Origin of the sequence: Escherichia fergusonii ATCC 35469 (assembly GCF_000026225.1) — a bacterium.
Taxonomy (GTDB): Bacteria; Pseudomonadota; Gammaproteobacteria; order Enterobacterales; family Enterobacteriaceae; genus Escherichia; species Escherichia fergusonii.
Window position 1 is genome coordinate 3,100,421 of sequence record NC_011740.1, and the last position, 14,472, is coordinate 3,114,892.

Sequence of the window (14,472 nt, forward strand, 5' to 3'; positions counted from 1 at the left end):
CAATAAATTATGACTGGCCTTTAGGCCCATATTATGTTGACTACCAATGTCAAACTATATCATTTGCATCGGGAATTGGCACGGAACGTGCGCCCCAAAATGAGAAACTGGTCAACCAAATCTTCATTTGATCGACCAGTGAGGGTGAAGGGTTTAATCTCAGGCGTTTAACGCCGCTACGCATTCACGCGCACCGCGCTCACACAGCTGCTGATATGCCGCCGTCACCGCGCCAACAAAGTCGGCGTTCTGCGGCAGATCATCGGCAAAAATACCGCTCAGGCCCAGCAGCGCTTTCACGCGGTCTGCGCCCTGATACTGCGCATTGATCTTCTGGAACTCCGCCAGCATCGGGTCAACCACGTCAATAGCATTACCCTGCTCATCCACACCCTGGGTGTAGCGCATCCAGCCAGCCACACCCAGCGCCAGGTGGCACCAGCTACCGCCGTTTTGCAGGTGCAGACGCACCGGGTCCAGCAGACGCTGCGGTAACTTCTGGCTGCCGTCCATCGCAATCTGCCAGGTACGGTGACGCAGAGACGGGTTGCTGAAACGCTCGATCAGCAGCGTCGCATAGGCGTTCAGGTCCGTACCTTCCGGCATCGACAGCGTTGGCGCTTGTTCCTGCATCATCAGGGCAAAGGCCGCTTTGCGATAATCCGGGTTAGTCATGGTGTCGGCAATGGTTTCATAGCCGCCGAGGTAACCGAGGTACGCCAGGAAAGAGTGGCTGCCGTTCAGCATACGCAGCTTCATCATTTCGAACGGCACAACGTCTGCAACGAACTGTGCGCCCACTTTATCCCAGTCCGGGCGACCATTAACGAAGTTATCTTCAATCACCCACTGACGGAACGGTTCGCAGGCAATGGCACACGGGTCATAAACACCCAGCTGGTCAGCAATTTCCTGTAAGGTTTCTGGCGTCGCAGCCGGAACGATGCGGTCAACCATGGTGCACGGGAAGGTGACATTCTCTTCAATCCATGCAGCCAGCTGCGGATCACGCGCCTGAGCCAGCCCCAGAACGGCAACTTTCGCTACATGGCCGTTTTCACGCACGTTGTCGCAGGACATCACCGTAAACGCTTTCAGCCCTTTTTCACGACGCAGACGCAGAGCTTCAACGATGTAACCAATCGCGGACTTCGGCGCAGTCGGGTTTTCCAGATCGTGCTTGATCAGCGGGTTATTGAGATCCAGCTGACCGCTCGCCGCATCGGCGCAATAACCTTTCTCTGTGACCGTCAGGGAGACAATCGCCGTCTGCGGACGCGCCATCGCGTTGAGAATACCTTCACAACCGTCGATTTCCGGGTGCAGCGCTTCTTTCATCGAGCCAATAATTTTCAGCTCGGTGCTTTCTGCGCCTTTTTCCGCTACGGTGTACAGCAGATGCTGTTTTTTCAGGTTTTCGATCAGCACACGGTCGTTGCCTGGCATCAGGTTAACTTCGCAGATCCCCCAGTCGCTATCCGTGCTTTCCAGCAGGTGATGGGTGTACAGCGCCTGGTGCGCGCGGTGAAACGCCCCGCAACCGAGATGCACAATGCGTGATTCCAGACGAGAATGATCCCATGACGGGCGGGCAACCGGCAGATTGCTGTCAACAATAGTAGTCATCGTAAACTCCAGAATCCGTCTTCAGAGAGTGACGGCAAGGAAGAAGGAACCGGCACGGCGCGCAGCCATGCCGGTGGATATTAACGGCTAAAGAAAGCGCGCTGGATCGCCATTTCGACACCGCGAACTTCGGCCAGGCCTTTCAGACGACCAATCGCGGAGTAACCTGGGTTGGTTTTCTTCTTCAGGTCGTCCAGCATCTGGTGACCGTGATCCGGACGCATTGGGATCAGGTCTTCTTTGCCTTCCGCTTTACGACGGTGTTCTTCTTCAACAATCGCTTTCACCACTTCGTACATATCAACGTCACCGTTCAGATGCGCCGCTTCGTGGAAGGTTTTCGGGTTATCTTCACGCATGGTGGAACGCAGATGGGTGAAGTAAATGCGCGGACCGAACTGCTTGATCATATCAACCAGATCGTTGTCAGCACGCACACCGTAAGAACCGGTGCACATGGTGAAACCGTTCGCCATGCTGTTTACGGTATCAACCATCCATTGCATATCTTCAATGGTGGAAACAATGCGCGGCAGGCCGAGGATCGGGCGCGGCGGATCGTCCGGGTGAACAGCCATACGCACGCCAACTTCTTCGGCAACCGGAATAATGGCTTTCAGGAAGACCGCAAAGTTTTCGCGCAGTTTGGCTTTGTCGATATCTTTGTACAGCTCCAGGTGCTTACGGAACTGGTCGAGGGTGTACCCTTCTTCCGCGCCCGGCAGACCGGCAATGATGTTACGGGTCAGACGCGCTTTGTCTTCGTCGCTCATAGTGGCGAAGCGTTCAGCGGCCTGAGCAATTTCTTCTTCGGTGTAATCCGCTTCCGCGCCTGGACGCTTCAGGATGTGCAGTTCGAATGCAGCAAATTCGATCTGGTCGAAGCGCAGAGCTTTGGAGCCGTCTGGCAGCACGTATTCGAGGTCAGTACGGGTCCAGTCGAGCACCGGCATGAAGTTGTAGCACACGGTGCGAATGCCGCACTGCGCCAGGTTGCGCAGAGTCTGCTGATAGTTAGCGATCCACTGCTCATAGTTGCCAGTATGAGTTTTGATATCTTCGTGAATTGGCACACTTTCCACAACAGACCACACCAGGCCTGCGTCTTCAACGATCGCCTTGCGTTTGAGGATCTCTTCTACTGACCACACTTCCCCGTTCGGGATATGGTGCAAAGCGGTAACCACGCCAGTCGCGCCCGCCTGACGTACATCAGCTAAAGTGACCGGATCATTTGGGCCGTACCAGCGCCAGGTCTGTTCCATGATTTTTCCTCTTCACGTGGTGGGGTGTCAGTAGATCCCCAGATTGATTAGATAGCCGGGTCTTTCGACGTACTTATAGCGTCGTGCCGGACGAGATGACGTATAAGTTCCACTTTTTGGTCAGACATGTCAACCTTGAAGTCAAAATTGGTTAACCAAATCACAATTACAGGCAATGCAGGCTATCTGACGGGCATTGATGTTGGTGTTAATGATGTAAAATGAGGCTTAGATCACATTATTGGTTGACCAATTATGGCAGTTTCCCAGGATACAAACCCTGTGTCTTTTTATTCATGACAACACATCAATATATCCTGTCTAATAATTAGCAGGGTATAAAACCAGACGTTAATATATTCCCTCTCCTCGATCATCAATCTGTATATAAAAATACAATTAGACCAAAAAATACCACTATCGGCTATTTCGCTCATTAAACTGAGAAATTAACCGAAAAAATCCTATTATTTGCATATCATTTGTTGACGTTGAAAAGGACAGTAACATGAACAAAACAAAAGGTGCGCTTATCATCAGCCTGTCATTATTGCTGGCTGCCTGTAGTTCTATTCCACAGAATATCAAAGGTAATAACCAACCCGATATCCAGAAAAGTTTCGTTGCTGTCCACAACCAGCCAAATTTATATGTAGGTCAACAGGCTCGCTTTGGCGGTAAAGTTATAAATGTGATCAACTCCAAAAATGACACATTATTGGAAATTGCCGTTTTACCTTTAGACCGTTATGCCAAACCTGAACTCGATGCCAACTATCAGGGGCGTATTCTGGCTAAACAGAATGGTTTCCTTGACCCGGTAAACTACCGCAATCATTACGTTACCGTGCTGGGCACTATTCAAGGTGAACAACAGGGCTTTATCAACAAAGTTCCTTACGATTTCGTTAATCTGAATATTCAAGGGATTCAGATTTGGCGCATGGTTGAAACCGTGAATACCACTTACAACTTATGGGATTACGGCTATGGTGCCTTCTGGCCTGAACCAGGTTGGGGTGCGCCGTATTACGGCGAAAACGTGAGTTCTGTTACTCCGGAATTAATTAAATAACAGATCATACTCTAAATAATTCGAGTTGCAGGAAGGCGACAAGCGAGTGAATCCCCAGGAGCTTACATAAGTAAGTGACTGGGGTGAGCGAACGCAGACGCAGCACATGCAACTTGAAGTATGACGAGTATAGAAACTCGTTCGCTGTTTCATGTCAGATGCAGCATGAAGGTCTTATTTGGCCTGCCAGGATCTGCAAATTCAATATGATATTGCAGATACCCTTCGGGCCTGATAAGCGTGGCGCATCAGGCAATCACATGTTTGTCATTAGACTCAACGGATACCTCATCAGGTATCCGTTTTTAGATAAAAATGCCAAAGAGGATCTAAGCACAATTTAAAAAATTAACCGCAAATGAGAAAGAATGAACTGCAACAGGAGTCGGTCATGTTTTTGGTTATCACAAAGGACACTGTTTTATTTAATGCTATTACATTTTTGCTCAATAAGAGCCAGGTTGTTCACGTTCAGGATGAAGATGACATTGACTTAGTGTTGCATCAACATTGCCATATAATCATTGATACTTTAATGAACAACGTATTTCACTCGGCCATGGCGGAAAAAATCAAACAGCTAAGACCGGAACAGGTCATTGTTTTTTCCCCTTTTATTATCAAAAGATGCCTGGGCGATATTCCCGTGACGTTCGTTTTACGCAACATTTCGCTGATAGATTTTATGGTACTGGTCAATCGCGGTCTGTGCCCTGCCCCGGAAGCTGACATCATGCTTTCCCGTAAGCAACATCAGGTGTTGAGTTATATTGCACAGCAGATGCAAACAGAAGATATTCTGCAGAAAATGCAGATTTCACTCAAAACATTCTACTGTCATAAACATAGCGTGATGATGATCCTGAATTTAAGAAGAATTACGGAGCTGATAAAGTACCCGCACGTGAGCTATCTTATTTAAAAAAAAGGGAGTGGCCTATGCCACGCCCAAATCATTAACTTCAACTGTCGTAATAAGCTGCAAGGGAACACTATCAACTGATCGAAACACTTTGCACGCCAGGAATATTTTTCAATTCTTGCATAATATCATCAATGGAAGTTCGTGCTGTAAGAGTAATATCAACTGTCATGATGTCATTAGTTGCAGTTTCCTGGAGCGATACAATACGTGATTTTATATGATGATTTTTGAACCATGCTATTATGCTTGCTGTTTCAATATCTGCTAATGTTAATTGTAAGTGCCAGGTTTTATTCATAAAGCGGGACGTGATTTGATGCAAAACTTCCAGCACCAGTAGCGTCATTATCGAGCCATACACCCCCAACTCATACATTCCACTACCAATCACCATACCGATAGATGCTGTTACCCAGATATCGGCAGCGGTTGTTAAACCGGAGATATTTTGGTTACGGACAATAATATTACCAGCACCAATAAAACCTACACCGGTAACCACCTGAGCAGCTATACGACTGGGATCAAGCCCGACATGATCCAGAGCTAATACATCGGCAAAGCCATATTTAGAGACAATCATAAATAAGGCGCTGCCCATGCCAATTAATACATGAGTTCTTAACCCGGCCCCTTTTCCTCTTATTTGTCGTTCAACACCTATAATGCCACTGACCAGGCCCGCAAGACAAATGCGGAGAATAAATTCATCGGTCATTTTATGACTCAATCTGAGTATTTAACCAAGGGTTTGGGTAAGTTGTATAAAATATAAAGTTGTAGCCCAAAAAAGAAACTGCCCGCGCTGATGACAGGCAGTGACTTTTCTGGTGGCTTACCTTAGTTTGGTAAGACGTTGGCATTCTTCTCTTTAAAGGTATACAGATTTTTTTCCGGATTTTTTTTGCAGTACTCAATGACTTGTGGGATTTGGGTGAGATCAGTTTCATTTAATGTCACTGTATCGCCACCTTTATACACAGTTTCTTCGTGTAACATCCACCAGGCAACCGGAGTCATGGCTTTTGGATTCAGGTTGATAAATTCCTGGCAGCTCATATCTTTTGGCATTTCACTGGCCGCCAGCGCAGATTGCGCATTAGCCAGGGAAAGAGCAGCAACTGCACCAAGGAAAACCAGCGTTTTACGCAGAGACAGACTTTTCATATCGTTACCTATCCGTTCAAGAATGACGTCCAGGCAAGAGGGTATCCATAATATGCATGGATGCTCCTCCTGTCGAAATACCATTATTAATTCCGGCTAAATCAGAGATCTTTCTTAATTTTTGCCCATTCACCTTGTGCTTTTTCTTTAAAGCTGGCTTTTTTGTCCTGAGTACATGCCTGAACGATAGCAGGTGTTACAGTTTCGATACCCTGAACATCCATTACAGCATCTTCAGGCTTATCTTTTTTGTTCAGCGCTTCAGCAAAACCAACAGCAGTTGGTTGGAAAGTAGCATCCAGAGCCAGGAAGTCTTCACATGTCCAGCTATTAACCGGTTTTTGGTTATCAGCTGCTTTTTGGGTTTCTGCGGCATTGCTGATTACCGGCATCAGGAGTAGACCACCAAGAAGAATGCTAATTGCTTTTTTCATCGTAATATCCTCATTAAAAAGTAGAAGAGCCATCTGTAACCAATTCGACATTACGAGTTATAACCTGGAATCTGCAGACTGTCATGTTGATGGCAATACCAACAAAATATAAAAATCCTTATTTTTCAAAGCAATAATAATATACTAAGTAATTTGTTTAGGAATTTTTTATAAAACAAGGGGCATTCTCAACCTGCATTTTGGCATAGATTTATAACAGTTATTATTTAAAAAATATGGCGCGGAGGCTTTATGTTAAACGTTGATAAAAAAACGATAATAAATTTTGATTCAAATATGCTCAACAAGCACAAAACAACGATCAGGCTGATATCGATATTAATGTTCATTGCCGGTGTTTTATGTCTCAGTTTCCCCTTTGTCTCAGGTGATATAATAAGCATTATTGTTGGAATTCTGTTAATTTGTGCCGGTCTTGCCTTAATGGTTGGACTTTTCACTCATCGACAGCATAATTTCTGGCCGGTAGTTGGCGGTTTTCTGGTCGCGATTGCCTATCTGCTTATTGGTTACTTTTTCCTGCGAGCACCAGAAGTCGGTATCTTCGCAATTGCCGCCTTCCTGGCCGGATTGTTCTGCGTCGGGGGGATTATTCGTTTGATGGGCTGGTATCGCTTTCGTCATGTTAAAGGCAGCTGGCTACAACTCATCATTGGTATTCTGGATATTCTGATCGCCTGGTTATTCCTTGGGGCAACACCACTGATGTCTGTGACGATGGTTTCCACCCTGGTCGGCATTGAACTGGTGATTAGTGCGGTTAGTTTGTTCAGTTTCTCCCAGTTATTTGCCAAATCATAATCGCTTTATAAAAATAGAAAAATTCATATCATTTTTTCATTTTTAAGCTCATGGTCACGCTATGTGACTATGAGCTTACTGAAACATTATGCTTCGTCATATAATGCCCGCGCCTACTGCCTAACATAATGATGTTATTATCTTTCTACGCCAACAATTACCAATATAGCCAAAGCAAACATTATCCTGGCTGATATTGTCCAACTTTAAGTCTAAGGTTTTACACTACGTAGTATGCATCTCGAGGCTATTTATTCAGTCGAGATTAAGAAGAGTTTGCAAGGAATGGCAGCGTTATAGTATGACCATTGCGAGATATCACCTCGCTTAAGCAACATTTAATTAAAATAATGAACAAATATTATGAAAAAAAGCTGGCAATCCTGTTTGCCAGCCAAAAATAAAAAAGGAGACTCGATAATTACTCGGATTACACTTTCAGTGTAGTGAAATGCAATGATAACGACAAATAATCAAATGATAACTTATTCCTGAGTAAGAGTCCGCAACTGAGTTTTTAATTTTCCTCTTTAATAACATCAGCCTTAATGTTTACAAACTGTTTACAACCAGGAATTTTACTTAGGACGATTATATGGAGTGTGGAATGGAGAATCCGTCGATCTTGATTAGTGTTAATGGTGTGGTTTTTTAATCCACCGCCATGATGTCATCAATGCTTGCTATAGAGAACAATGTTTAAAATCAGGATGTTATAAATCTTAATGGACCACATGTTCGCAGTCAAAATAGCTAAGGAGTAAGTTATGATTTTTCTCATGACGAAAGATTCTTTTCTGTTACACGGATTAATGAATTTAAAAGATGATCGTAAAGTGATAAAAATCAATAATCTTTATGATATCAATAATATATCTGACATGCCATTCAAAGTCGTTATTGATACCTATCATAACCACATCCTTGACGAAGAATCGATGGAGTTTCTCGCCAGTCTCAATGCGGAAAGAATCATCATCTTAGCGCCCTACCATATCAGCAAACTAAAAAGTAACGCCCCGATTTACTTTATCAACCGCAACGAAAGTCTTAAGAATCTTACTGAAATTATTTATGGCAAACCATTACACCATAAAAACGACCAACTTTGCTTTTCTCACAATCAGTTTAAGATTATGCAACTGATTCTCAAAAACAAAAACGAAAGCAATATTACTTCAGCGCTCAACATCTCTCAACAGACGCTAAAGATTCAGAAATTCAATATTATGTACAAGTTAAAGCTTAGAAGAATGAGCGATATTGTTACGCTGGGTATTTCATCCTATTTTTAGCCACATAATTATCAGAATTAGCCACTAAGGAAATAGTGACAAAACTGATTAACGGGCATAAATGGGAGGGAACCGAAAATATTTAAAGATGTTTCAGGCTGGAGCAGCCAGCATTATTTATGTCGCCGGGTGGATGTTTATCTCTGGTTAATCATCCACCTGTCCAAACAGTAACGGTCATGCCCCTGTTCTGCAAACTAAGTTCAAATAATCAGACTATTAAGCAAGCTATCCGTTATTCAAGGAACATGATGAACAAAAAGATAAAACTGCTGATACCGTTGTTGGTCTGCACCACGATGCTCACCGCTTGCGATAACAAGCCCGCTGAAAATACTTCTGCAGCCCTTCCAAAGGTGGGCGTTGTCACTATAACTCCTGGCACTGTCAGCGTTACGAGTGAGCTTCCTGGCAGAACTGTCCCCTTTGAAATTGCCGAGATACGACCACAGGTCGGCGGCATTATCGTAAAACGTAATTTTATTGAAGGTGACAAAGTTAAGCAGGGGGATTCACTCTATCAGATAGACCCGGCGCCTTTAAAAGCTGCCCTCGACTCAGCCAAAGGTAACCTGGCCAAGGCGCAGTCGGCCGCCAGTAACGCGCGGTTAACCTTTAACCGTCAGTCCTCCCTTCTGCACTCAAATTATGTCAGCCGTCAGGATTACGACAATGCGCGTAGCCAGCTTAATGAAGCCGAAGCCAATGTTACCGTGGCAAAAGCGGATGTCGAGCAAGCGGCAATCAACCTCAAATACGCCAATGTGACGTCACCTATTACCGGGATAAGCGGGAAATCGTCAGTCACCGTCGGGGCACTGGTGACGGCAAATCAGAGCGAAGCCCTGGTGACAGTGCAGCGGCTTGATCCGATTTATGTCGATCTAACTCAATCTGTACAAGAATTTCTGCGCCTGAAAGAGGAAATCGCCAGCGGGCAAATACAGCAGGTAAAAGGACAAACACCAGTGGCGCTAAATCTGGAAAATGGCAAACGCTATGCCCAGACTGGCACCCTGAAGTTTTCTGATCCTACTGTCGATGAGACCACTGGCTCCGTAACGTTGCGGGCAATCTTCCCTAACCCGAATGGCGATCTGTTACCCGGTATGTACGTCACTGCCCTGCTCGATGAAGGCAGTCGCCAGAATGTGCTAATGGTGCCGCAAGAAGGGGTAACGCATAACGCTCAGGGGAAAGCGACAGCATTAATTCTCGATAAAGACGATGTTGTCCAGCAGCGCGAGATTAACGCGGTAAAAGCTATCGGCAATCAGTGGTTGGTCACGGCAGGATTACAACCTGGGGATCGGGTGATCGTCTCTGGGCTACAACGGATCCGTCCAGGTATAAAAGCCCAGGCAATATCCTCCGACGAGAACACGGCCAGCAACCCGGCTAAACAGTAACGTTGCAGGCATTAAGGGGATTTTCATGGCTAACTATTTTATTGAGCGCCCGGTGTTTGCATGGGTACTTGCAATTATTTTGATGCTTGCAGGCGGGATCGCCATTATGAACTTGCCGGTGGCGCAATATCCGCAGATTGCGCCGCCGACGATCACTGTCAGCGCAACCTATCCGGGGGCCGATGCGCAAACTGTTGAAGACTCAGTGACACAGGTCATTGAGCAGAATATGACCGGCCTTGATGGCTTGATGTATATGTCTTCCACCAGTGATGCGGCGGGTAACGCCCAAATTACCCTGACCTTTGAAACAGGGACTTCGGCAGATATCGCCCAGGTGCAGGTACAGAACAAGCTGCAATTAGCAATGCCTTCTTTGCCACAGGAAGTGCAGCAGCAGGGTATCAGTGTGGATAAATCCAGCAGCAATATTTTGATGGTTGCGGCGTTTATCTCCGATGATGGCAGCCTGAATCAATACGATATTGCTGACTATGTCGCGTCTAATATTAAAGACCCCCTCAGTCGTACCGCCGGGGTGGGTAGTGTGCAACTGTTCGGTTCGCAATATGCCATGCGTATCTGGTTGGATCCGCAGAAACTCAATAAATACAACCTGGAACCGCAGGACGTTATTTCGCAAATCAAGATCCAAAATAACCAGATTTCCGGCGGTCAGTTAGGGGGAATGCCTCAGGCAGCTGACCAGCAACTGAATGCTTCCATCATTGTGCAAACGCGTCTGCAAAGCCCGGAGGAGTTCGGCAAAATTCTGCTTAAAGTCCAGCAGGATGGTTCACAGGTGCTGCTGCGCGACGTGGCAAGGGTAGAATTGGGGGCAGAAGATTACTCCACCGTCGCCCGCTACAACGGCAAACCAGCAGCCGGGATCGCGATTAAACTGGCAACCGGGGCCAACGCACTGGACACGTCCAAAGCAGTGAAAAGTGAATTAGATCGCCTGTCCGCCTGGTTTCCGGCCAGTCTGAAAACGGTTTATCCCTACGACACCACACCGTTTATCCAGATCTCCATTCAGGAAGTATTCAAAACGTTGATCGAGGCAATTATCCTCGTCTTCCTCGTAATGTATCTGTTCCTGCAAAATTTCCGGGCAACGTTGATCCCTACCATCGCCGTGCCTGTCGTTATTCTCGGCACCTTCGCTATCTTGTCGGCGGTCGGATTTACCATCAACACACTCACCATGTTCGGGATGGTGCTGGCGATAGGGTTACTGGTGGACGACGCCATTGTGGTCGTAGAAAACGTCGAGCGTGTGATTTCAGAAGAGGGATTGGCCCCAAAAGAGGCAGCGCATAAATCGATGGGGCAAATTCAGCGGGCCCTGGTGGGGATCGCGGTGGTGCTCTCCGCAGTATTTATGCCGATGGCCTTCATGAGTGGCGCAACCGGGGAGATCTACCGCCAGTTTTCCATAACGCTTATCTCCTCCATGCTGCTGTCTGTCTTCGTCGCAATGAGCCTGACTCCTGCACTTTGTGCCACATTGCTTAAACCGACCAAAGAGGTGACCACGGGCAACAGCTTATTTGCCCGCTTCAACCGTCTGTTTGAGGCTTCCACGAATCATTATACCGACAGTACCCGACGCCTGTTGGGCACCACAGGACGCTATATGGTGGTATATCTGTTGATTGTTGCGGGTATGGCGGTGCTGTTCTTACGTACACCGACGTCATTCCTGCCGGAAGAGGACCAGGGGGTGCTGATGACCACCGCCCAGCTACCTTCCGGTTCAACCATGGTCAACACCAGTAAAGTGCTGGATGAAATCACCGATTACTATCTCACCAAAGAAAAAAATAATGTTGAATCGGTGTTCACCGTAGGCGGCTTTGGTTTCAGTGGTCAGGGGCAAAACAACGGCCTGGCGTTTATCAGCCTCAAGCCGTGGTCTGAGCGTGTCGGCGAAGAAAACTCAGTTACCGGGATCATTCAGCGGGCGATGGTTGCCTTAAGTGCCATAAATAAAGCGGTGGTTTTCCCCTTCAACCTGCCCGCCGTGGCAGAGTTGGGTACAGCTTCCGGTTTCGATATGGAGCTACTCGACAACGGTAACCTGGGGCATGAAAAACTGACGCAGGCACGAAATGAACTGCTGGCAATGGCAGCACAAGCCCCGGATCAGGTCACAGGTGTGCGACCCAATGGTCTGGAAGATACGCCGATGTTCCGTGTTAATGTCAATGCGGCAAAAGCGGAAGCGATGGGCGTGTCGCTCTCGGATATCAACCAGACGATTTCCACCGCCTTTGGTAGTAGCTATGTAAACGACTTTCTGAATCAGGGGCGCGTGAAAAAAGTGTATGTGCAGGCTGGTACACCGTTCCGTATGCTGCCGGACAACATTAACCAGTGGTATGTCAGGAACGCCTCCGGGGCAATGGCACCGCTTTCAGCCTACTCCTCTACTGAGTGGACTTACGGTTCTCCCCGTCTTGAACGTTACAATGGTTTGCCATCAATGGAGATTCTGGGGGAAGCCGCTGCCGGGAAAAGTACCGGTGAAGCGATGGATTTTATGGCCTCGCTGGTCGCAAAACTACCCGCTGGCGTGGGTTATTCCTGGACCGGACTTTCCTATCAGGAAAAATTATCCACCAACCAGGCCCCGATGCTGTATGCCATCTCGCTAATCGTGGTGTTCCTGGCGCTGGCTGCCTTATATGAAAGTTGGTCAATTCCGTTCTCAGTGATGTTAGTCGTTCCGCTAGGGGTGATTGGTGCATTACTGGCAACCGACTTGCGCGGCTTAAGTAACGACGTTTACTTCCAGGTGGGGCTACTGACCACTATCGGGCTGGCTGCGAAAAACGCCATTCTGATAGTTGAATTTGCCGTAGAAATGATGCAGAAAGAAGGAAAATCTCCCGTTGAGGCAATTATCGAAGCGGCGCGGATGCGTTTGCGCCCGATTCTGATGACCTCGCTGGCGTTTATCCTCGGCGTACTGCCGCTGGTTATCAGCCACGGTGCAGGTTCCGGCGCGCAAAATGCGGTCGGTACTGGGGTTATGGGCGGGATGTTCGCCGCAACCGTACTGGCTATCTACTTCGTTCCGGTGTTCTTTATCGTCGTGGAACATCTATTCTCACGCTTTAAAAAACGGACGTAATTTATAACGAGTAGCGTTACTGCAAGGCCGGGAAACCGGCCTTAATTTTTGTTAACGACCAGGCAAGAAGCTAAAAGCCCCAGACAAATCAGGCAACAATGGAAGAAAAAACCGCTCCAGCCATGAAGAATAAGATTGAGCAATACCATACAAACTGAGATCGCAGTGATGCCGAGGAGTGCTAATTTGATTATTCCCACTATCACGGCACTGAAATACGCTGGCTTAACACAAGGATACGAACGACACCGCCGAACGATGGCTATACTGATGAGGAGTCACGCCATAATACTGGCGGAAAGTATTGATAAAATAGGATGTACTGCTATAGCCGCATTTCTCAGCAATTACCGTTAATGGCATTTGATTAAGCTCAAGGAGAGTTTTTGCTCTTGCCATTCGGGATGCCAGTAAGATTTTACTGAAAGAAGTGTTTTCGTCCTGCAACTTTTTTTTGATTAAGCTCTCACTGGTGTAGAGTTTTTCTGCCACATCACGCAGATACCAGCGTCTGGAAGTATCGACGCTAATTATTCGCTCCACTTTCCCCGATAAGGTGTTGATACTGTTAAATAGCAGAGGCACCAACTCATCATGCATCGAAAACAGTGATAAACAGGAGAAGTAGAGCATATTACTCAGCGTCGGTGTCAACGTTTCTGCAGCGTCAAAACTGTCAAAGATTGCCCTTACCAGCGGTAACGGTGGCTGGTGATTGATGAGTAGACGATGTCTGGTATGTTTGCCGCTATATTGCGCAGGGTGGCGAATATGTTGTAGATAATTGCTCACAATGCATTCATCTATTTCCAGTGAACGCACCCAGGAACAATTATGTGGGATTCTAAATGCCAGTTTCTCATCCATCAGAATGAGACTGTCTTTTATTATGTTAAGATGTTTTTTTTCATAGTATATGTCCAAGGAACGACAAACCAGAACGACAGAACAGACATGCGCCATTTTAAACCCTTTTAATTCATTCCCGTGACTAATGCATATTGAGTATACTTACAAAATGACAGTATACATGTAGAGTAATTTAAAAACTGCCATATTTAGTAGGAAGACATTCATGCAGGAGGACTATTATATATAGCAGGCCATCTAAAATAAGTAAATGCATCCATTTTCTTAATCATTTCAGAAGCTAATCCCGATATAAAACAAGCTGATATTTTGTCTACTTAACGATATATTTCTAGACATGAAATCTTAATTGAGCTTTCCGTGTCTACAGGGAGTGTTGCAACGGTTTCATTAGTCTGTAGACGGCAGACTATCCTCTTCCCGGTCCCCTATGCCGGGTTTTTTT

12 protein-coding genes are annotated in these 14,472 nt (G+C 46.5%); 6 read left to right on the forward strand and 6 right to left on the reverse strand.

What is annotated here, in order from left to right:
• Positions 1 to 159 precede the first annotated feature (159 nt).
• Positions 160 to 1,626 (reverse strand): fructuronate reductase, encoded by a 1,467-nt coding sequence (locus tag EFER_RS15265; protein WP_000208170.1) that lies wholly within the window; start codon positions 1,624 to 1,626, stop codon positions 160 to 162.
• Between the two features lie 80 nt (positions 1,627 to 1,706).
• Positions 1,707 to 2,891 carry a mannonate dehydratase gene (uxuA, locus tag EFER_RS15270; RefSeq protein ID WP_000438604.1) on the reverse strand — a complete coding sequence of 395 codons (1,185 nt, stop codon included), beginning with the start codon at positions 2,889 to 2,891 and terminating at the stop codon, positions 1,707 to 1,709.
• 508 nt (positions 2,892 to 3,399) lie between these two features.
• Between uxuA and EFER_RS15280 the strand changes: the two genes are divergently transcribed.
• Positions 3,400 to 3,966 (forward strand): Slp family lipoprotein, encoded by a 567-nt coding sequence (locus EFER_RS15280; protein ID WP_001044204.1) that lies wholly within the window; start codon positions 3,400 to 3,402, stop codon positions 3,964 to 3,966.
• Between the two features lie 391 nt (positions 3,967 to 4,357).
• On the forward strand, positions 4,358 to 4,888 hold the full coding sequence (locus EFER_RS15290; RefSeq protein ID WP_000480292.1) for a helix-turn-helix domain-containing protein: 531 nt from the start codon (positions 4,358 to 4,360) through the stop codon (positions 4,886 to 4,888).
• A 73-nt stretch (positions 4,889 to 4,961) separates the two neighbouring features.
• On the opposite strand, the gene EFER_RS15295 is transcribed toward EFER_RS15290, so the two are convergent.
• From EFER_RS15295 to hdeA, 3 genes are all read right to left on the reverse strand, one after another.
• Complete coding sequence (locus tag EFER_RS15295) at positions 4,962 to 5,609, reverse strand: MgtC/SapB family protein (protein ID WP_000128963.1); 648 nt, start codon at positions 5,607 to 5,609, stop codon at positions 4,962 to 4,964.
• 122 nt (positions 5,610 to 5,731) lie between these two features.
• Positions 5,732 to 6,058: an acid-activated periplasmic chaperone HdeB gene (gene hdeB, locus EFER_RS15300; RefSeq protein WP_002431347.1), complete on the reverse strand. Its 327-nt coding sequence runs from the start codon at positions 6,056 to 6,058 to the stop codon at positions 5,732 to 5,734.
• Positions 6,059 to 6,159: 101 nt separating this feature from the next.
• Positions 6,160 to 6,492 (reverse strand): acid-activated periplasmic chaperone HdeA, encoded by a 333-nt coding sequence (gene hdeA, locus EFER_RS15305; protein ID WP_000709330.1) that lies wholly within the window; start codon positions 6,490 to 6,492, stop codon positions 6,160 to 6,162.
• A 252-nt stretch (positions 6,493 to 6,744) separates the two neighbouring features.
• Here hdeA and EFER_RS15310 point away from each other — a divergent pair, with 252 nt between their 5' ends.
• From EFER_RS15310 to EFER_RS15325, 4 genes are all read left to right on the forward strand, one after another.
• On the forward strand, positions 6,745 to 7,314 hold the full coding sequence (locus EFER_RS15310) for an HdeD family acid-resistance protein (protein WP_000935660.1): 570 nt from the start codon (positions 6,745 to 6,747) through the stop codon (positions 7,312 to 7,314).
• A 767-nt stretch (positions 7,315 to 8,081) separates the two neighbouring features.
• Positions 8,082 to 8,609, forward strand: a complete 528-nt coding sequence (gene gadE / locus EFER_RS15315) for an acid resistance transcriptional activator GadE (protein ID WP_000576681.1) — start codon at positions 8,082 to 8,084, stop codon at positions 8,607 to 8,609.
• Positions 8,610 to 8,860: 251 nt separating this feature from the next.
• On the forward strand, positions 8,861 to 10,018 hold the full coding sequence (gene mdtE / locus EFER_RS15320; protein ID WP_001034993.1) for a multidrug transporter subunit MdtE: 1,158 nt from the start codon (positions 8,861 to 8,863) through the stop codon (positions 10,016 to 10,018).
• A 25-nt stretch (positions 10,019 to 10,043) separates the two neighbouring features.
• Positions 10,044 to 13,157, forward strand: coding sequence for an efflux RND transporter permease subunit (locus EFER_RS15325; RefSeq protein WP_000024915.1), 3,114 nt, complete (start codon positions 10,044 to 10,046; stop codon positions 13,155 to 13,157).
• A gap of 225 nt (positions 13,158 to 13,382) precedes the next feature.
• On the opposite strand, the gene EFER_RS15330 is transcribed toward EFER_RS15325, so the two are convergent.
• The gene (locus EFER_RS15330; protein WP_000951554.1) at positions 13,383 to 14,120 is read right to left on the reverse strand and encodes a helix-turn-helix domain-containing protein; all 738 of its coding nucleotides are present in this window, start codon (positions 14,118 to 14,120) and stop codon (positions 13,383 to 13,385) included.
• Positions 14,121 to 14,472 lie beyond the last annotated feature (352 nt).

Bases quoted from the DNA above. Each gene is read 5' to 3' on its own strand.
- EFER_RS15330 (WP_000951554.1), bottom strand. From the start codon at position 14,120: ATGGCGCATGTCTGTTCTGTCGTTCTGGTTTGTCGTTCCTTGGACATA.
- EFER_RS15295 (WP_000128963.1), bottom strand. From the start codon at position 5,609: ATGACCGATGAATTTATTCTCCGCATTTGTCTTGCGGGCCTGGTCAGT.
- uxuA (WP_000438604.1), bottom strand. From the start codon at position 2,891: ATGGAACAGACCTGGCGCTGGTACGGCCCAAATGATCCGGTCACTTTA.
- EFER_RS15310 (WP_000935660.1), top strand. From the start codon at position 6,745: ATGTTAAACGTTGATAAAAAAACGATAATAAATTTTGATTCAAATATG.
- gadE (WP_000576681.1), top strand. From the start codon at position 8,082: ATGATTTTTCTCATGACGAAAGATTCTTTTCTGTTACACGGATTAATG.
- mdtE (WP_001034993.1), top strand. From the start codon at position 8,861: ATGAACAAAAAGATAAAACTGCTGATACCGTTGTTGGTCTGCACCACG.
- EFER_RS15290 (WP_000480292.1), top strand. From the start codon at position 4,358: ATGTTTTTGGTTATCACAAAGGACACTGTTTTATTTAATGCTATTACA.
- EFER_RS15325 (WP_000024915.1), top strand. From the start codon at position 10,044: ATGGCTAACTATTTTATTGAGCGCCCGGTGTTTGCATGGGTACTTGCA.
- hdeB (WP_002431347.1), bottom strand. From the start codon at position 6,058: ATGAAAAGTCTGTCTCTGCGTAAAACGCTGGTTTTCCTTGGTGCAGTT.
- EFER_RS15280 (WP_001044204.1), top strand. From the start codon at position 3,400: ATGAACAAAACAAAAGGTGCGCTTATCATCAGCCTGTCATTATTGCTG.
- EFER_RS15265 (WP_000208170.1), bottom strand. From the start codon at position 1,626: ATGACTACTATTGTTGACAGCAATCTGCCGGTTGCCCGCCCGTCATGG.
- hdeA (WP_000709330.1), bottom strand. From the start codon at position 6,492: ATGAAAAAAGCAATTAGCATTCTTCTTGGTGGTCTACTCCTGATGCCG.